The 18,764-nt window shown below is 59.8% G+C and carries 16 protein-coding genes and 1 pseudogene; 7 read left to right on the top strand and 10 right to left on the bottom strand.

Annotated elements, in window-relative coordinates:
• Window positions 1-274: 274 nt before the first annotated feature.
• On the bottom strand, window positions 275-1,588 hold the full coding sequence (locus B0G71_RS38325; RefSeq protein ID WP_116149572.1) for a DUF3944 domain-containing protein: 1,314 nt from the start codon (window positions 1,586-1,588) through the stop codon (window positions 275-277).
• A gap of 103 nt (window positions 1,589-1,691) precedes the next feature.
• Entirely contained in the window at window positions 1,692-3,305 is a 1,614-nt protein-coding gene (locus B0G71_RS38320) for a hypothetical protein (protein ID WP_116149570.1), read from the bottom strand.
• A 77-nt stretch (window positions 3,306-3,382) separates the two neighbouring features.
• Here B0G71_RS38320 and B0G71_RS41130 point away from each other — a divergent pair, with 77 nt between their 5' ends.
• The 7 genes from B0G71_RS41130 (at window position 3,383) to B0G71_RS38290 (ending at window position 8,908) form a co-directional block, all read left to right on the top strand.
• Window positions 3,383-3,616, top strand: a complete 234-nt coding sequence (locus tag B0G71_RS41130; RefSeq protein ID WP_147308752.1) for a hypothetical protein — start codon at window positions 3,383-3,385, stop codon at window positions 3,614-3,616.
• A gap of 184 nt (window positions 3,617-3,800) precedes the next feature.
• Window positions 3,801-4,853: a YafY family protein gene (locus B0G71_RS38315; protein ID WP_116149568.1), complete on the top strand. Its 1,053-nt coding sequence runs from the start codon at window positions 3,801-3,803 to the stop codon at window positions 4,851-4,853.
• Window positions 4,854-5,209: 356 nt separating this feature from the next.
• Window positions 5,210-5,590: a DUF2946 domain-containing protein gene (locus B0G71_RS38310; RefSeq protein ID WP_116149566.1), complete on the top strand. Its 381-nt coding sequence runs from the start codon at window positions 5,210-5,212 to the stop codon at window positions 5,588-5,590.
• A 106-nt stretch (window positions 5,591-5,696) separates the two neighbouring features.
• Window positions 5,697-6,590, top strand: a complete 894-nt coding sequence (locus B0G71_RS38305) for a hypothetical protein (protein WP_116149564.1) — start codon at window positions 5,697-5,699, stop codon at window positions 6,588-6,590.
• Between the two features lie 17 nt (window positions 6,591-6,607).
• Complete coding sequence (locus tag B0G71_RS38300; protein ID WP_116149562.1) at window positions 6,608-6,973, top strand: copper resistance protein CopC; 366 nt, start codon at window positions 6,608-6,610, stop codon at window positions 6,971-6,973.
• Between the two features lie 357 nt (window positions 6,974-7,330).
• Window positions 7,331-8,284: an IS5 family transposase gene (locus B0G71_RS38295; RefSeq protein WP_116149560.1), complete on the top strand. Its 954-nt coding sequence runs from the start codon at window positions 7,331-7,333 to the stop codon at window positions 8,282-8,284.
• Window positions 8,285-8,461: 177 nt separating this feature from the next.
• A complete protein-coding gene (locus B0G71_RS38290; protein WP_258875830.1) occupies window positions 8,462-8,908 on the top strand; it encodes a copper chaperone PCu(A)C in 447 nt (148 codons plus the stop codon).
• 532 nt (window positions 8,909-9,440) lie between these two features.
• On the opposite strand, the gene maiA is transcribed toward B0G71_RS38290, so the two are convergent.
• From maiA to B0G71_RS38255, 8 genes and pseudogenes are all read right to left on the bottom strand, one after another.
• Entirely contained in the window at window positions 9,441-10,088 is a 648-nt protein-coding gene (gene maiA / locus B0G71_RS38285) for a maleylacetoacetate isomerase (RefSeq protein ID WP_116149558.1), read from the bottom strand.
• Between the two features lie 135 nt (window positions 10,089-10,223).
• Window positions 10,224-11,918 carry an MFS transporter gene (locus B0G71_RS38280; protein ID WP_116149556.1) on the bottom strand — a complete coding sequence of 565 codons (1,695 nt, stop codon included), beginning with the start codon at window positions 11,916-11,918 and terminating at the stop codon, window positions 10,224-10,226.
• Between the two features lie 194 nt (window positions 11,919-12,112).
• Entirely contained in the window at window positions 12,113-13,432 is a 1,320-nt protein-coding gene (gene fahA / locus B0G71_RS38275; RefSeq protein ID WP_116149554.1) for a fumarylacetoacetase, read from the bottom strand.
• 2 nt (window positions 13,433-13,434) lie between these two features.
• Window positions 13,435-14,073 (bottom strand): VOC family protein, encoded by a 639-nt coding sequence (locus tag B0G71_RS38270; protein ID WP_181916959.1) that lies wholly within the window; start codon window positions 14,071-14,073, stop codon window positions 13,435-13,437.
• 21 nt (window positions 14,074-14,094) lie between these two features.
• On the bottom strand, window positions 14,095-14,604 hold the full coding sequence (locus B0G71_RS42790) for a hypothetical protein (protein ID WP_404935501.1): 510 nt from the start codon (window positions 14,602-14,604) through the stop codon (window positions 14,095-14,097).
• Window positions 14,605-14,763: 159 nt separating this feature from the next.
• Window positions 14,764-15,882: pseudogene (locus B0G71_RS42785) on the bottom strand (FAD-dependent monooxygenase); the annotation flags it as partial.
• A 36-nt stretch (window positions 15,883-15,918) separates the two neighbouring features.
• Window positions 15,919-17,436: an AMP-binding protein gene (locus B0G71_RS38260; protein WP_116149551.1), complete on the bottom strand. Its 1,518-nt coding sequence runs from the start codon at window positions 17,434-17,436 to the stop codon at window positions 15,919-15,921.
• Window positions 17,433-18,599 carry an acetyl-CoA acetyltransferase gene (locus B0G71_RS38255; RefSeq protein ID WP_116149549.1) on the bottom strand — a complete coding sequence of 389 codons (1,167 nt, stop codon included), beginning with the start codon at window positions 18,597-18,599 and terminating at the stop codon, window positions 17,433-17,435. Before B0G71_RS38255 ends, B0G71_RS38260 begins: the two co-directional genes overlap by 4 nt.
• Window positions 18,600-18,764: the final 165 nt, after the last annotated feature.

Raw genomic sequence — 18,764 nt, 5'->3', positions numbered from 1 at the left:
CAGCTCATAAGGCGGCTGCCAACCTACAAGAGGCTTGCCGACGATACATATCCTTGAATCCACCGGTTGAATCCGCCGGGGCAAAGAGACGTTCGATCGATAGCGCGAGAATGTCCACCATGTTCCGCAGCCGATCGCCGGCAGTCATTCGCCAGTAAGACTTTTAAAAGGCAAACGCCCCTGCGGGGCGTCGCGCCACGTTTGACCCCGTGGCTGCAACGCGATCCCCGTCCCGACAGGCGTGCCGCTATCAGTGCGGCACGACCCCTAGATCTCAAGCCGCACAACGCAGGCGCAGCGTCCGCCACTCACGGAGCGTTTTATCGATCGCGGACCGGTCGCGCCCACTCAATGTCAGCGTGTCCTCGACAACGCTGTCGAAAAACTCCAGGGACTCGGGATTGTGTCGACGTACCAGTTCGAACGCTGTCGCAAGATTGGGTGGGGCGCTCGATAGTCGCTCTATTTTTGCGAGAGCATCTTCAGGCATCAATCTGCCTCCGACACCCGCGATAAACTCCTTAATCTCGCGCGTTTGCTCTTGGGAAACATGACCGTCCACGGCAACGCAGGCGAGGCCAATAGCATGGGCAGCTACGATGAGTTCGAAGAACTCTTCCACGCTCTTGGTCCTCTTAATCACCGCCGCCACCGCTGCCTCCACCTTTATCTGTCGCGCTCGCAATTCGGCTGCGGTATCGGGTGCGGGCCCCGGTTCCTTGGCGGCTTGGCGCCTAGGCAAGACCGCGTCGGCCGCAGAACCATAAGCGTTCCTGGCGATGGCCGCGCTCACCGCCGCCCAATAGCCAAATCGTCCACCCGGTGCTTGAGCCGGCCTCGAGCCAGACGCGGCTTTGGGTGTGGTATCCCCTTGATGCATGGCCCTGCGCATGTATGCGATCTGAATAACGGCGGGGATAGTGACTCGATACGCCGCTCCACTAATACTGGGCACCAAGAGGAACGCGGAGGCCGCCAGGCCGAACGGGCCGGCAATTGTACGCAAGACCGCGCCGCCGCCCGCGAGCAAGATCGTCTGACCGGTCAGCGTGTACCCGATTGACGCTGCAAGCGCCCTCACGATTGCAAACGCAGTGGCACCACCGCCTTGCAAAAGGATCTGAAGCGACAGGAGCCCACTGCCGCCCACCTTGCAAACGCCCCCGACTCCAGCTAGCACCGCATCCTGCTCAGCAGGCGACAGCTTGCTCCACGCATCGGAGATGACTTTGTCAACCACTACTGTTTCGATTTCCGAGACCGATCCCTTCTTTTCTACCTCGACGTCTAGCTTTGCGCATACATCCAGCAGAATTTCTCTGTAAAGGACCCCGGAGCGACGGACCAAGTTTGCGAGTGTGTCCCCGCCGAAGTGCTGAAGTTCACCTGCAATTGCGTCCCACGATTTCCGGTGACGGTCGGGTCGGCCCTCGGCCTTCTTGAAATCGGGATCACTCAGTAACTCGCTTGCGCGCCGCGGCTTGCCGTCCTTGTCGTGGGTTAGATAGCGCGCGAGTACTGCCAGGTCCTCCTCCGAACTGTATTTCAGAAACGTCAGGTCGTTGTCCGCTCGATACTTGATACCCATGGTTATCCTTAGTTTGTTCAGTTCTCGTCCTGTTGCTCACGAGCCAAATGCCCGCCGCGCACGCCGGCACCGGCTCGGAAATAATTCGGCGCTGGAAACCGCCTCAGCCGGCGCTTGTTGCCAGCTTCCGCAACAAGCGTTCGCACTCCGCCATGGATGCCTCAGTGTCTGCCATCAGCATTTTTCCCACTTGTTCGTCGCGCGTCGCTGTCTCGGCGCCGAACAGATCAAGGTGATCAAGCGTAAGAGCACACAGAAGTGTCGCGATAGCGACAAGGGAGCCTACAATTACCGCGCCGGCAATGTCGGCAATGAGGCCCAGTCCGAACGCCTGGAGCTGGCGCACCAGAATCTCTTCAACGGCAAAGCCGCCGATTACCAGCGCGCCCCCAAACGCGAGCTTGGACGCCTCGTGCATGGCTTGCGTGTAGGTCATGCCCTCCGGTCGCACGATGATCGTCTTGAACGCGCGGAACATCGAAAACACACCTTCTCGAATCATTCTCCCGACGCGCTTTTGCGTCGTGACGAACGCATTGATCACGACAGTAGCGAGGTTTGAGATGAACCCTGAGAGTGCTCCTTGAACGCCATGCGAAAGGAATTCCTTCCACTTGGACACGACACGGTCGCGGACTCGTCCGAATCGGTTCTTGAAGTTGAAGTCCTTGCGACCGTTACGATGCCAATCCTGGATTTCCTCGACGAGCCCGACGAGAAACTCCGCAATGGCCGCACCGATCATCTGCTGCGCCCCCATCTTGCCGCCTTCAATAAGGCCGCTACCAAACACGTTGAATGCGAATTTCTCGCTGGTGTAGTACTGGTGATTGACCTCGCTGTCCCTGTCCTTCCGCGCCTTCTCATCGAGTTCCCGGGCGTATGCTTCATCTACGCTCGCTTGCTGCGTGAGTTTGTCGAGTTCCTTGCGTTCCTTGTCGGAGCGCTCGGCTTTCGCGGTCAGTTCTTGAATTCGCGCGTTTCGGGATTCCTTCTGCTTGTCCAGCCACGCCAAATACTCCGACATGCTCATGGCCTTCTTCGAGGCGTTGATCGAATAGTGTATCGGCGCCAGATTATCGGGACGATTTGCCATGTCCGTGTGGTTCAAATCGGCAAGCGTAATGCCAGCGTCGTCGTGCGTTTCCTTCGCCGAGATCACGTGGTCGAGTTGCTTCTGCTTGTGCCGAAGAGTCTTGCCAGTGAGGGCGTCCGTTGCAGTGCCGGCCTTTACGTCTTCCGACGTTGCAGCGTTCTTGGCCTTGTAATTCTCATGGGCGTGGTATGGCGTCGGGTCATATTCACCCCGGCTCTCGTGCTTTTCCCGCTCGGCGTCTGTAGCCCAGACACCGTTACGCACGTTATGAATCGTGTCGACGTTTCCACCTCGCTTGTCATATGCGCTGACAAACTTGCCGAGCCCAAACGGGCCGACAATCGACTGAATCACGTCCGATTTGCACTTCTCCAACGTGGTTTCGAGTCGACCGCGGTTATAGGCATCCGTTACCTCTTTCAGGATTGCGTCTACTTCCGCTGGGCGCACGGAAAGGTCAGGCATGGCCATCGCATCCGCCCTAAGCGTCGCTAGAAGGGCTTCATCCACGTGACCGCCTGTCGATGATTCCGGAGCCAGCGTTTCGTTGGCAAGTTCGGGACACCGCTTCCGGCTCATCAGAGCCTTGCGTTGCTGGAATCTATCCACGCCAGTCGACATTCATTGTTCTCCGGGTACGCAAACGTGCATTACCAATATCGGCCACCACCAAAAAATCTTGAGCCCGCGATCACGCTATGCAGCAGGCCGGCGAGATCTTCGGCCTGTCGGCCACCGGACATGAGTTAAAGGAAGCGCTTCAAGGGGCCTTTCGGAATCGCCTTGTACGCAACCGTGATCGCACATGCGAAGGTCGCCACCACAAGCGCGCCGAACAGCGTGGAGGCAAGCCAGGCGCCAAACGCCGCCATGGCGGTATTGAGCAGCAGGGTAAAGTTGCCCAGAACGTGGTGAATATGATCATCTCGTAGACTCCTCAGGTTGCGCAGTTGCCCGCCCGTTTTATGCCGCGAGGCGGCGTTGCCACATCGTGCCGGACCGCCTGTGGCAGTGTGGTATGGCAACCGGACAGATTCTGTCCAGTCAGCGCGGGGGATTAGACAAAAGCGCTCGCGTCTCGTAGCATTTCGGCCCCAGACTCTGCAATAGACTCGTATGCTCGCGCCCGAACATGAGGCGGTATTGAATGCGATGGCGCCGTCATTGGGCCGCTGGTGGACTTCCGGTGAACTGAAGGAGGTCGTGCTTGGTCGTTTCCCGAATTTTCATGAGCGAAAGGCCAGACGGACGCTGAGCGCCCTGGAGCAGATGCGCTGGATCGAGCGCGACGGAATGGGCCCTGCGACTCGATGGCGCCTGGTCAGGCGGGTGCCTGCATCCATGAAGCGGCCATCCGTTGACCTTGCATTGGCTTTGCTGAAGTTGCAACAACTGGCGCAGCACCACCTTCCGCAACGAATGGGGGAGCTTGAAGCGTACTTCGACAGCGCGGCGGCGGTCCTTGCGGAAAGCTCTGCCGACAGCCGGCTACTCAGTGCACGGGCGTGGATGGGAAAGACGGTACGCCTGGATGCTGGCTATCCCTTGCTTGCGCCGGAGGTGTCGCCTGGCATTTTCGACGCCGTACTAACCGCGCTGTATCGTGATGAGACAGTGGCGATACGGTATTGCAAGGACGGCCAGCGGTCCGGCGGCGTGAGAGAGTACATTGTGCTTCCCTACGCAATCGTCGAGAAAGGACCTTGCTGGTATCTGGTCGTGCGAGGCAGACGCTCGAGCAGCATTCAGGGGGATGCCTTCCTGATCCGCTGCGACCGGATCATCGAGGTGCGCAATCTCGGCCACGTTCTCAAACGCGAAGACGATTTCGACCTAGAGGCCTTCATCCGCGATGACCGGGTGCTCGAATGGTTTCCCGAGCCGCCAGTGCTGTTGGAGTTGCGTATTCACGAACGCGAGGGCGTGGCGAGCCAGTTCCGCTCGGTGCGGCTGGCTTCCGATCAGCGTCTTGAAGATCAGGCCGATGGCTTCGTGTTATGGGCAACTGTTGTGCCTTCCGTGGCACTGCGCCATCTGCTGTTGCAGCATGCGCCCTCGGTTGAGGTGATATCGCCCGTTGAATTGCGCGAGGAAATCACTGAGTTGCTAGATATGGCGCTGCGGCGTTATAAGTCCGCGGTGAGCACCTCCGTACTTGGCAGCGATTGACGTTCGAGGAGTTCGGCCCAGGGGAACATACTTATACACCGCGGTGGCGCCGCCAGTGTCGGCTGTTGATTGCGGAGCCGACTTTCAATCGTCCCAGCCAGGCGATGTGCGAATGTCGCTTCATGGCCGAACCCGGTCCGCCGCTGGGTCGAGAAGCTTATCTGCCCTGGACGGGCTTCGTCCGGCAGAAGTCGACCCTCAAGAGTCAGCCAGGCGGGGCCTGCGAGCGTCTCATTCCTGGGCGACTCGAGACTTCTGGCAGCGCGGCAGGTTGTCACAGGTCGAGGCCTGCAAGTAACACATGGCATAATGCGCCGCACTCATCTTCACCAGATCAATATCGAATCGACGGCCTTATGCTGAGCTGTTTCTGCCGGAAACTGGGCTCCTATCTGGGATTGCTGGCAATCCTGATGGTGACGCTCGCGCCGACGGTTTCGCACGCACTGGCTGACCGCAACGAGGCTGGGCTTCCCTCAGCCTCACTCTGCTCCGCACATTCGACTCCCGGCAATCCGCCGGACAACGAGGACGCCTCCCACTCGTTGGCTGCTCACTGGCATGCTTGCGGCTACTGCAACCTGATTGCGCACATGCCCGTGCTGCCCAGTGTCCAGCCTGCCTTTGCGGTCACCGCCTGGGCCATCCAGCATCCCGTTGCGACACGGTTTGAGAGCTTGCGCCGGGTCGAACCGCTGACGTCCCCCCAGCCACGCGCGCCCCCCGTTTCATTCTGAGTTGACCCTTGCTGGCGATGTAATGCATGAACTCATCGCCAGGCGTCGCCGCCTCTGTTCGCAGAGCCGCGGTAGTGTGACGACGACCTCAATCGATGGATGAAACATGAACAGAACTTCCCGCCGCCATGGCAAACCCTTCTTCGCCGTGGCAACCATCTCATTCGCTGCAACTGCGCTCCTGCTCGCCTCATCGCCGGCTGCTGCCCACGCCATCGCTGGCGACCGCGTCTTTCCTTCAACGATGGCTGTCGATGATCCAGGTGTCGGCGATGAAGCTAACTTCGAATACGGGCATCAGCGTGTTCCTGGAGACAACGGCGATCAAAGCATCAATACGTTCAGCTTCGAGTACGACAAGCTGATCACGTCGAGGCTTGCCCTGTCCGTCGACGGCGCTTACGTGATGCAGAACAATCCGACTGCCCGCGGGTTCGACAATTTTGGGGTCGGCCTGAAGTATCTGCTGTATGTGAACGCCCCGCACGAATTCATGACCTCAGTTGGGGTGCATGCTGAACTTGGTGGAACGGGCAGCCACGCGATTGCGAACAGCTTTTCGACCATCTCGCCGACGATCTACGTGGGCAAGGGCATGGGCGATCTGCCCGACTCACTGGCCTATCTGCGACCCGTTGCCATTACCGCCGAAGCCGGGCCTTCCTTGACCACTGGGGCCGGTCAGCCCAATTCGTTCGATTACGGATTCACGGTCCAGTACAGTCTGCCTTATCTGCAGCAGCAGGTGCACGATTTCGGTCTGCCGCAGCCTTTGTCAAACATTGTTCCTATCGTCGAGGTTCCGCTGTCGAGGAGTCAGGGCCAAACCACCGGCACAATCAATCCGGGATTCATCTGGATCAACCGCTATGGCCAGTTCGGTGTCGAAGCCCAGATACCAATCAACAGCGCGAGCGGTTCGCATGTAGGCATCCTGGTACAGGCCCATATTTTCTTCGACGATATTGCGCCGAAAACGCTTGGCAAACCGCTGTTCTGACCTGAGAGGACCGTCCCATGAAACTGCACACGACTGCACGCGCGGCCGTCGCCGCGCTGATGATCACCGGCTGCAATCTGGCGCAAGCGCACGCATACCCAACCCACGAGGCGCCGGGGGCCGGCGCGACGGTGACGTCCTCGCAGAAGGACGTGGCGATCGACTTCGACGACGGGCTGGAGCCCGCGTTCAGCTCGATCGCCGTCACCAACGCGCAAGGCAAGTCCGTGACGAGCGGCAAGGCTGCAGTTGACTCGTCGAACAGGAAGCACATGTCAGTAGGGCTGAATCCCCTTGGGCCGGGCGCCTATACGGTCTCGTGGGTCGCCGTTGCCAACGACGGCCATCGCACCCAGGGGCATTACACGTTCACGGTGAAGTAACGGTGGATCCGCTCGTCGTCGCCCAGATTACGCTGGCCGCGATCTGCTAGTGTTTGCCGAGCGGAACGATCCGGATTACCCCGCCGCGCAACGCCGCTTCGACGGCGTTCTCTGAAGCGCTGGTCTGCTAATCGTACTTGCGCTGGCTGCGGTGCTGGGCCATACGTCGTCGACGGGCGGATAGCGGAGCGACCATATGGACACGCGACCGATATGACGATCGAGTGGCTTCCCGGTGCAGCGACGTACGTCCGCCAACCCATCACATTTTCGTTAAGGAAGGTCTGCAGAAGTCCTGGCATTGTGTTGCTGCTGAGCTATCCTGGAAACAGAGCTAATTGGGTGAGGAGCAGTGTGATGACGCAACTTGGTCTTGGTCTGGATCTGTCAACGAAGCGCACGCGCAAGCGGGAATTTCTCGATGAGATGCGACGCGTTGTGCCTTGGTTGAAGCTGATTGCGCTGATCGAGCCGCACTATCCCACGGGCAAAACCGGTCGGCCGCCGTTCCCGATTGCGACGATGCTGCAGATTCATTTCATGCAGCAATGGTTCGGTTTGTCAGACCCTGCTATGGAAGAGGCACTCTATGACGTGCCGCTGTATCGCGAGTTCGCGGGTCTCGACGGCGGGATGGTTCGCTTGCCGGATGAAAGCACGATTCTTCGGTTCCGCCATCTGCTGGAAACGCACGGACTGGCGGTGCAAATGCTGGCGCTGGTCAATGAAATCCTGACGGAGAAAGGCCTGATGCTCAAGGCTGGTTCGGCAGTCGACGCCACCCTGATTGCCGCGCCCAGTTCGACAAAGAATGGCTCCGGCACGCGCGATCCTGAAATGCAATCGACGCAGAAAGGTGGTAACTGGTACTTCGGGATGAAAATGCATATCGGCGTGGACGCCGACTCGGGCCTGGTCCATACGGTCATTGGAACGGCGGCCAATGTTCACGACATCACGGTAGCCCAGGCGTTGCTGCATGGTGAAGAAACGGATGTGTACGCGGACGCCGGATATCTGGGTATCGAAAAGCGATGTGAGGCTGACGCGGTTCGTTGGCATGTTGCAATGCGACCGGCAAAGCGAAGGAAACTGGATCTGAGTGATTCGCTGGACGCGATATACGATCAGATCGAACGCCTGAAGGCGGGTATCCGGGCCAAGGTCGAACACCCGTTTCGCATCCTCAAACGGCAGTTCGGTTACATGAAGACCCGCTATCGTGGTTTGATGAAGAACACCGCCCAGATCACCACGCTGTTTGCTTTGGGCAATCTATGGATGGCACGTAGAGCTTTGCGCAAAGCTTGAAACACCGGGCCGATGAAGGCCATATATCTGGTTGGAGCGCTCCGGTGCGCGGAAAAAACTCCGGCAATCAACTCACCGACAAAAATCTGAACGCCGAGGCCGCGCAGGATGTGAAAGATAACGCTTCAAAAAGCGGGTTGTGCAGACCTTCCTTAACGTAGAAAAGGAGGTTATGCCATGCACCACCCCTTATTCCGACTGGCTATCGCGCTGCCGCTCGCGGCTGCTTCGCTAACCGCTTTTGCCGCTTCGTCGGGCACCATGATGGTGTCCGACTGCTGGATCCGCTCGATGCCGGGCGACGTGCCGTCCGGGGGCTACTTCAAACTGATGAACATGGGCGACAAACCCGTCGATCTCGAAGGTGTCAGCACCGATGCGTTCGGCATGTCCATGCTGCATCAGACGCAGACTACCGGGAGCACGTCGAAGATGGTCATGGTCGACAAGGTGACCGTCCCGGCCAACGGGACAATCGCATTCGCGCCGGGCGGCTATCACGTAATGTTCGAGAAGGAAAAGAAGCCGCTGACGGTCGGTTCGACGGTTCCCGTCACGTTCAAGTTCAGTGACGGGGAGAGCATCGTGAGGCAATGCGCAGTGAAGAGCGCAGCAGGCAAGTAATGCCGCCTGCGCGGTAGCGACGAGCGATAAATGCGCGGGTTTCGCGCATCGTCGCGCACGGAAATCGAACGTCGCTGTCCGAGGCGGAAGCCGACCTTCGCGCGCTTTATGGGAAGGGCGGCTGTTGGCCGAGAGCACCAGTTCAATGAAGGTGCTGCGGACGTTCCGTTGAAATCTTCAGCGGCAGCCTTCGGGCAGCGTCTGTGAATGAGTAAAATCGGCCAACTGGCGCCATTCGCCGCCCCCGCAGATCGGTCATCCCGACGTCGGCTTCGCGCTCCGCAGCCGCCGTTCGCCGCTAAACGACAACCTCGGCTGATCTGCCTTTTTGCTACCGTTGCGTCGGTACCAACGCTCCATGCCTGCACCTGGGCCAATGTCGTCGTCGCCCCTCGTATCCAGCGCCCAGGGGTTTCCTGTCCCTTGGCCCTTGCGTTAGCGCAGGCTGGACTTTCTTGACGACAAGGCGTCATCTAATCAAAGCAAACCGACCGCGGGGACGCACATCCGTCCTTCCTCACGGCCCACGCGCTCATGCCGCGTCAGGTTGCTGGTCCGGCGCCGCATGCGCAAAAGCGGCGAGCGCAATTGCGTTCTCATTGATGCGTGTGAGTATCGGAAAGCGGCCGACGTCGACGGAGAAGCGCTGCGCATTGAAAATTTGTGGCACAAGGCAGAGGTCAGCCATTGTCGGTGCGTCGCCGACGCAGAACCTGCCGGTCCGCTTGTCGGCCACGAGCCGCGTCTCGAGTGACTCGAACCCGAGCTCAACCCAATGCCTGTACCAGGCGAGCTTCGCTTCCTCAGTCACGCCAAGATTCGCCGTTAAATACTTCAGCACGCGCAGGTTATTCAGGGGATGGATCTCGCATGCGATTTGCAGCGACAACGATCTGACATAGGCACGCTCCGCAGGATCTCCTGGCAGGAGCGGCGGATCCGGCTGGATTTCGTCAAGGTACTCGATTATTGCGAGCGATTGAGTAATCGGCGGTTGCGAGTCGTCAATAAGCGTTGGGACGAGTCGCTCAGGGTTTATATCCCTGTACGCGCTTGAAAACTGTTCTCCACCATTGCGTACCAGATGCACCGGCACGCATTCATACGGAAGGCGTTTCAGATTCAGCGCAATCCGCACGCGGTATGAAGCTGAGCTTCGGAAGTAACTGTAAAGCTTCACGCGATCCTCTATCTTTACAAGGTCATTCGATCGACATCGTCCACGCGGCCTCGCGGTTGTTGACCAAACATCGGCGGACTTAGGGAGCCGCGCGGACCGCGCTATGACGACTACTTGCTGACCGCTCGATCGGTCTCAAGCATCAGGGTTTTGTCGGGCCCAGCGAGACGCGAAACCATACAGGATCACCAGGACAGCGGCGACCAGTGCAAAGATTCGCGGATAGGCCAGTCCCGCGTACATGTTGCCGTTGGCAGCCACGATGGCGAATGCAGCCGCCGGAAGAAATCCTCCCGACCAGCCGAAGCCGATGTGGTAGCTCACGGACAGCGCGGTGAAGCGAATCCTGGCTGGAAACAGGTCAGTCATGGCCGCTGCTAAAGGTGCGTAGGTCATGGCTGCAAGAGTGGCAAGGGCGACCAGCAGCAGGAAGACCATTGGCCGATTCACACCGTGCGGCGGGGCCTTCTGCGGGTATCCGGCGGAGTCCAGAGCACCGCGTAGCGAGGCGGCGAAAGCTTTAGCCTTGACAGGGGCGTCCGGCCCGCTGCCGTCGTAAGAAGCGACGACCTTATCGCCCACTCTGATGATTGCACCGCCACCCGCGCTCGCTATCTCATTCGTGTAGCTGATGCCGGCGCGGACAAGCGCACTTTTCGCGAGATCACAGGACGTATGGAACTTCGACGTTCCAAGCGCATTGAACTGCGTCGAGCATTCATGCGGATCGGCCACGACCACGACCGGCGCTGTCTCGACGGCGCGTTCCAGCGCCGGATTGGCAAAATGCGTCAGGCCGCGGTAGATCGCCGGATAACAAAGGACAACCAGAATGAACCCTGTGCAGATTACTGTCTTACGCTCGATCTTGTCGGAAAGCACGCCGAAAGCGAGAAAAATCGGAACCGCCATGACGAGCGAGAACATTGAAAGCAGATTGGCCGTTGCGGGCTCAACGCGCAGCACCTCAGTCAGGAAAAATGGCGTGTAGAAAAATGCGCTGTAAAACGTCACCGCCGCGCCGGGTCCAAGAGCGAACAGCGAACAGATCATTGCGACGATGTTGCGACGACCGGTGAACGCTTCCCTGAGCGGCGCGCGTGAGACCTGATGTTCGTTGCGCAGGCGTTCGAATTCAGGTGATTCGCCCATGCGGGTACGCATCCACAACGACAGCGCCAGCAAAACCAGCGATAGCACGAACGGCACACGCCAGGCCCATTCAAGAAAAGCCGCCTCGCCGAATGTAGAACGCGTGCCCTGCACGACCAGCTGGGAGAGAATCAGACCTGCGATCGGTGCAATCTGCAGCCACGACGTATAGAAGGCGCGCCGGTTTGCCGGAACGTGTTCCGCGACGTACACCATCGCCCCTCCATTTTCCCCGCCCAACGCAAACCCCTGCACAAGCCGCAGCCCGATGAACATAACGGGCGCAAGGACGCCGATGGTTGCATATGTCGGCAGCAGACCGATTAGCACGGTCGCGAGTCCCATCAGGGCGACCGTCACGACGAAAACCCGTTTTCGACCGAGCCGGTCGCCTATGCCGCCGAAGACGATCGCGCCGAGCGGCCTGACGAGAAAGCCTGCCGCAAATCCGAGTAACGTAAAGATCAGCGACAGCGCGGGATTGACACCGGAAAAAAACTGCTTGCCAATCACGGCAGCCATAGTGCCGACGAGGAACAAATCGTACGCCTCGAAGCACGATCCAAGCGATGCAGCAACCACAATCTGGTAAAGACTCGCGCCCGAGCGCTTTGCTGCGGAGTGTTCGGGCAAAGCTGCGCCTGCCGCGAGGCTCGCGGCGGTTTGATCGGATTTCATTTTGTCTCCTCCATCCGGACGATGGTGGACCGGCTTTGGACAAACCCTTTGGGCATGTCACTGGGTTGCCTTGTCCTTCACCGATCCAGGTGATTCCTGGGTAGCCGCTTATCTCTTACGGACAATGCGGTTCATGTTTTCCTACCAGCTGCGGGCCAAGGCCACAGCCGCTCCTTACATCATCACGTCACCCGTCACGGCCGGCGCGCGGGAAGCACCGTCGCGCGGCACTCTCCGAACCCGATGCGACGATACCCGTCTCGTTCGCACCATGCGCGCATGATGACTGTGTCGCCGTCCTCCAGGAACGTGCGGATTTCTCCGCCCGGCAACGTGAACGGATGCTTGCCGCCTTCCGTGAGTTCAAGGAGACAAGCGCGCGAAGCCGGATCGGGGCCTGAGAGCGTCCCGCTGCCGAGCAGGTCGCCCGGGCACAGATTCGTCCCGTTCGATGTCTGATGTGCAACCAGTTGCGACATTGCCCAGTAAGCGTCCGGATAACGCGAGATGGACAAACTCGCCGGAGGTGCGCCGCTGGTTCGCATCTGTGCTGACTGCAACAGGGTCTCGACCCGAATGTCAATCGAACCGCGTGTCGCCAGCTCCGGACTCGAGAGGTGCGGCATTGGCGCCGGATCACCTTCAGGACGGGAGAAGCCGACGCGGTAGGGCTCGAGCGCCTCGAGTGTCACGATCCACGGCGACAGGCTGGTGAAAAAGCTTTTCGCAAGGAACGGCCCCAGCGGCTGGTATTCCCATGACTGAATGTCGCGCGCGGACCAGTCGTTCAACAGGCAAACGCCAAATACATGCGCGTCGGCATTCTGGATGTCAATGGCCGTGCCGAGTTCGTTTCCTTGTCCGATGAGTACACCGAGCTCGGCTTCGTAATCGAGTCGCCGGCTGGGCGCAAACTCCGGCTCGGCGCTGTTCGGGTCCTTCAGTTGACCGGTTGGCCGGCGGAAATCCTGTCCCGACACACGAATCGAGGACGTACGGCCGTGATAGCCAACCGGCAGCCAGCGATAGTTGGGCAAGATCGGATTGTCAGGACGGAACAGACGGCCGACGTTTGTCGCATGGCTGAGCGATGAATAAAAGTCCGAAAAGTTCTCGATGCGCGCCGGAAGAGCGTATTCAGCATCCGCCTGCGGAACGAGGCATTCGGAAACCTCCTTTTGCTGAGGACAGTCCTCAGATAGCAGGAACGACACAGCCGAGCGCACAGCGCTTCGCTTGTCGGGCGACAGCGCCATGTAATCGTTGAGCGGCGCACGTGCGGCCGCCTGCGCTGCCTCCCGCGCTTCTGCCGGAAAAAGATTGCTTGCCAGAGCAGCGCCTACATCGAGGATCTGATCGCCGATCGCGATGCCGCCGCGGAAATCTTCGCCTCGCGAAGCCCGCCGGAATACGCCGTGGGGCAGGTTCTGAACTGGAAAATCCGTCGCGCCGTCATTGGCTGATCGGACCCAGCTCTTCCGTGAAACGTCATGGGTGTGATTGGAACGGGTCATGTTCAATTATTTCCTTCCGCAGAGGTCTCGTAGCGCTTGCGCTTGATCTGTCCGATCAACTCAATCATGGCGGCGGAGACGTCCCGGCCTTCGGCTTGCGCCGCTGCTTTCGCGGCGAGCCATTGATCAAGATCTTCCTGCGCCTGGGTAGTGTGCTGGTTCCATGCAGGATCGATCGGCGTCGTCAACTCAAGCCGGTAACCGTTCGGGTCCCTGAAATAGATGCTCTGGATGATGCTCTTGTGATCGATGGGTCCGAGTACATCCACGCCCTGACTTACCAGCCATTCCTTCCAGCGCATGAGTTCGTCCGTGTCGCTCACTTCAAGCGCGATGTGGTCGAAGACGTCGTAGGCGGGATGGGAAGGAGACGAAGGCAAAGGCAAATCGGTGCATTCGAAGAATGCCATCGTTGACCCGTCCGCCATCCGGAAGAAGATATGGAAATAGGGAAAGGCATCACCCGTAGACGGCACGTGATCATCCATGATCGTGCTCGCGAGTTCCATTCCGAGGATGCGGCCGTAAAAGTCGGCAGTCGCACCCACGTCATGCGTAACGCGGGCATAGTGATTGAGCATATTCGGCCGCAGTCCCAGCTCGGAGGCCGAGCGGCGCGATGCTAATGTGGAAGTTTGCATATCGACTCCTATCTGTCGTAGTTAGACCGGCACGGGGGCGCGGTCGATGACTTGTGCCAGCACGTCCGTCAGGCACTGCGCGAGATCGATACCTACTGGAGCGGTTGCACAGCGCCACGCGACGTGCTGATCCGGGCGCAGCAGGATTGCGCCGTCATCCCCGATTTCGCGTACGTTGCGCCATTCGCCCGAAGGATCGCTTACCTGTGCGTCGTCGGCGATGACGACCACCTCGACGGGCATACCAAGCCTGTCAGTGGCCTCCTTTGCCGCCGTTTCCCAGACGTCCGGCCGCCCGGTAATCAGCACAAAGCGATCAGCCCGTGCGAGATCAAGGCTGGAAATTCTCTGCGAGCCGCGCGCGAGCCACGCGTGCGCGATGCGATGGCCGGGGCGCGTGGTCGGAACGAAGCGTTGGCCCAGCGGGTCGCGGGGCGGCGGCGACGTGTTGTCGCTGACGAGCGCACCCCGGTCGTACCGGATGCCGATTTCGAGGTCATGCGCCTGATATTCGGTTTGGTGAACCTTCATCAGTTCATTGAACCGGGCACGTCGTGCGTCTGCGTCGTCGCCTTCGGCGAGCAAGGCTTTGAAGTTTGCTTCGCTGCCCTGCGGATCGCCCGGCACGATTCCGATGGCCGCGTTCGTCACCTGATAATTTCCGAACGTGAACAGTGCCCAGTTGACGTTGCGCTCGGCGACCGGGCGACGTTCGCTCTCATAGCTATCAAGCAACCCGGCCCCGGCCCGGCCCCGAATCACGGCAGCCAGTTTCCATGCCAGATTCTGCGCGTCGTGCACGGCGGAGTTCAGGCCAAGCCCCGTCGTGGGCGTGTGTCTATGTGCGGCATCGCCTGCCAGAAAGACGCGGCCAAACCGATAGCGATCTGCCAGCACACCCTGCACGATCCACTTGCCGACGCTGAGCACGCTAACGTCGAGATCAGGAATCTTCAACAACGCGCGAATGCGAGGCACGAGCGTAGCCGCCTCGTAATTTTCGCTGCTGCCAGGCTTGAAACTGAAGTGGAACATCCATTCTTCTGAGCGACGGTCGAACCGCGTCGGGCCCAGCTTACCCAGCACGCCGCTACCCCATGCCTTGGTGTCGCCTTCGGGATTCGCAAACCAGAATGTGCTGACGTTGTCGTCGTCGATATAAGCCGACAGATCTGCCGCGAAATAGACGGTTACCATCTCCAGCAGTTCGGGCGTACCTTCAAGACGCGCACCGACGCACGGACCGACCGATTTTCCACCGTCGGCAGCGACGACGTATTGAGCGCGAACCTGATAGGTTTCGTCAGCGATACGGTCACGCACGGTCGCGATGACCTCGGTCTCGCTTTGCTCGATCGACAGCAACTCGTGACCGAAGCGCATCTGCGCCCCACCCATCTGTTCCGAATGCGCCTTGAGCAGCGGCTCAAGGCGCACTTGTGGCTAAACGGTGCTCTGACACGGACTATCTTTCTGATACGTAGACGCCAGGGAACCGCCGCCCCAGGCTTCGAGTTCGTAAAGCGTCTTGCGGTCCCAAGGGCGATCGCCGCCCAGACTCGTGCACCAGCGCATCTTGCTGACGTATTCGATCGGCAATGAGCGCGCGTAGATTGCGTCGGCAAGGCCGTATTGACGAAACACCTCCATCGTGCGCTGATTCAGGTACCGCGCCTTCGGCATCGGCGACTGCTGCGGGTGCCTCTCGATCAGCAGCGATTCAACGCCAAGGCTGGCCAAAAAAATAGCTGTGCTCAGCCCGCAACCGCCTCCACCGACGATCAGTACCGGTACATTGACTTGTTTCAAGATTGCTCTCCTCATCTTCAGAAGCTTGCGCAACGGCTACTGGCCGAGCCGGGCGCGCAACTCCGTTTTCAATACCTTGCCGTAACTGTTCTTTGGCAACTCACTGGTGAACCGGTAGTGTTTCGGGCGCTTGAAGCGTGCAATGTGCTGCACACACCAGGCGTCCAGTTCGTCGTGGGTCGTATGACGGCCCGCGTGAAGCACCACGAAAGCCACGGGCACCTCGCCCCATTCGTCGTCTCGCTGTCCCACTACCGACACTTCCGACACCGACGGATGAGCCAGCAACGTTTCCTCTACCTCCCGCGGATAGATGTTGGAGCCGCCCGAAATGATCAGATCCTTCGATCGGTCCTTCAGCGTGAGAAACCCGTCCTCGTCAAGGCTGCCGGTATCGCCCGTGTAGAGCCAGCCGTTGCGGACCGCGTCGCGCGTAGCGGACGCATTTTTCCAGTAGCCAGGCATTACTGTGGCGCCGCGAACAACGACCTCGCCTGTTTTTCCTTTCGGGGCGGAGCTTCCGTCTCGCGCCACGACGTCGACTTCGACGAGCGACTGTGCGACACCCACCGAAGCGGCACGGGCCAACCAGTGAGCATGGTTCCGATCTGAGAGATGGTGACGTCCGAGTGCGGTAATTGTCATCGGGCTTTCGCCCTGCCCATAGATCTGCACGAGGCGCGGACCCAACACTTCCAAAGCCTGCTGCAGGTCATTCACGTACATCGGTCCGCCGCCATAGACGATTGTCTTGAAGCCGGCGGGATCAGCATTGACCGCGCGGAAATGATCGGCAAGCCGTTTGACCATCGTCGGTGCCGCGAACATCGTGAGAGGTCCGACACGCGCAGCCAGAGCAGCAAGCTCCTCAGGCTCGAATCCGCCCGAGCGCGGCACCACGTGACGCGCGCCCCGCAAGATGTACGCATAGTGGTAAAGTCCGGCCCCGTGTGACATCGGCGCTGCGTAGACCATTGCGTCTTCGGGGCTCACATCGTCCACGTCAATGCAGTAGCACGCGGTCATCGCCATCAGGTTCCGGTGAGTCTGCATGACGCCTTTCGGTCGCCCAGTTGTTCCGGATGTGTAGAACAGCGACGCGAGATCATCGGGCTGACGGTGATGCAGGTCGGCCGGTGCATATTCGACCGCATGCAGGTATTCGGCCGAGCCGAATACGACGCACCGCCGTTTGCCGCGTTGCAGGTCGCCCAATGTCGACAGCAACTCGCTCGAAACGAACAGCACGTCGGCCCCGGCGTCATCCAGGATGTACTCCAGCTCTCTGGGATGCAGCTTGCAGTTAGCCGGCACGGAAACGGCACCTGCCCAATAGATGGCCTGAAGCACCTCCAGATACTCGGGACGGTTGGCGGAGTAGATGGCAACCCGGGCACCAGGCTGTACGCCGCATTGCCCGCTCAGGAAACCCGCTAGCGCCGCCACGCGTGCTGCAAGTTGCCCGTATTCGAGCCAGGGTTCGTCGCCGTGCAGAACCGCGAGCCGCTTGGGAAAGATCGCTGCCGTGCGCTGCAGCCACCGCGCGATGTTCATCGGCTGCGCTCCAGAATGCTGACATAGCTCGCCACCGCGGAGCCTCCCATGTTGAAGACGCCAGCGAGTGAGGCATCGGGGACCTGCATTGCGCCTGCCGTATTGGTCAGTTGCATCGCAGCAATCACGTGCATGGACACGCCTGTGGCGCCGATCGGGTGGCCTTTCGCTTTGAGCCCGCCAGAAGCGTTGACCGGAAGTCGCCCTCCACGGGCAACGACCCCTTCTTCGATTAGACGATGGCCCTGGCCAGCAGCGGCCAGGCCCATCGCTTCGTAGCTGAGCAACTCAGCGATCGTGAAGCAATCGTGAACCTCGGCGAACGACAGGTCGTCAACCGCGCAACCGGCACGCTCGAGTGCGCCGCGCCAGGCGCGCTTCGGACCTTCGAACGACGCAGCATGGCGGCGCCCCAGCGGCAGATAGTCGTTGACCTGCACACGGGAACGGATTGAGACCGCACGAGGAAAATCTGCGGCCGCATCGCTCGAGGCAAGCACCAGTGCCGCAGCGCCATCGGAGATTAGCGAGCAGTCTGTCTTGCGCAGCGGTGGCGCAATCATCGGATTTTTTTCGGATACGGTATTGCAGAACTCGAAGCCGAGATCGCGCCGCATATGCGCCCACGGATTGTTGACACCGTTCGCGTGATTTTTTGCGGCTATACGCGCGAGCGCCGACGAATGGTCTCCGTACTCCGCGAAATAGTCCTGCGCGATTGAGGCGAAGATTCCCGGGAAGCCCCCGGGTGGATTTCCCGCCTCGCCCGAGTATGCGCAGTTACCAAGAATGCGGGTAACATCTTCGCCGGATACATCAGTCATTTTTTCGGCGCCGATTACCAGCGCGATGCGAGCACGGCCCGCCTCAATCGCATCGCATGCCGAATAAATTGCGGCGGCGCCCGACGCGCAGGCGTTCTCAACACGCACCGCCGGCTTCCATCGCAGCCCATCGCTGCAATTCAGCGTCAGTGACGAAGCGAAGATGTCCGGGACCAGACCACCATTCAGATTGCCCAGCCAGGTGCCGTCGATTTCTTCGCCTTGCAGGCCCGCATCCTTCACGGCTTCGCGGCCGGCCCGCACGATCAGATCCTCAAGGCTTGCGCCGTCGAACCGGCCAAACGGCAAGTGCGCCCAGCCTACAATAGCCACTCCCATCGCGTTCTCCCATCAGTGTGCTTATGGGAAATTTACCCGCGTCATCACCGGGAGGGCAGTCGTCGAATTACATTAGGGTGAACACCGGTAAGATGCGTCTTAATTTCCTTTCATTAATCCGCGTTTCTCCGGGCGTAGGACCTGCAACGTGGCAATGTGGCGCAG

Source organism: Paraburkholderia sp. BL27I4N3 (assembly GCF_003386115.1).
Taxonomy (GTDB): Bacteria; Pseudomonadota; Gammaproteobacteria; order Burkholderiales; family Burkholderiaceae; genus Paraburkholderia.
This window is presented reverse-complemented; position numbering and strand designations above follow the sequence as displayed.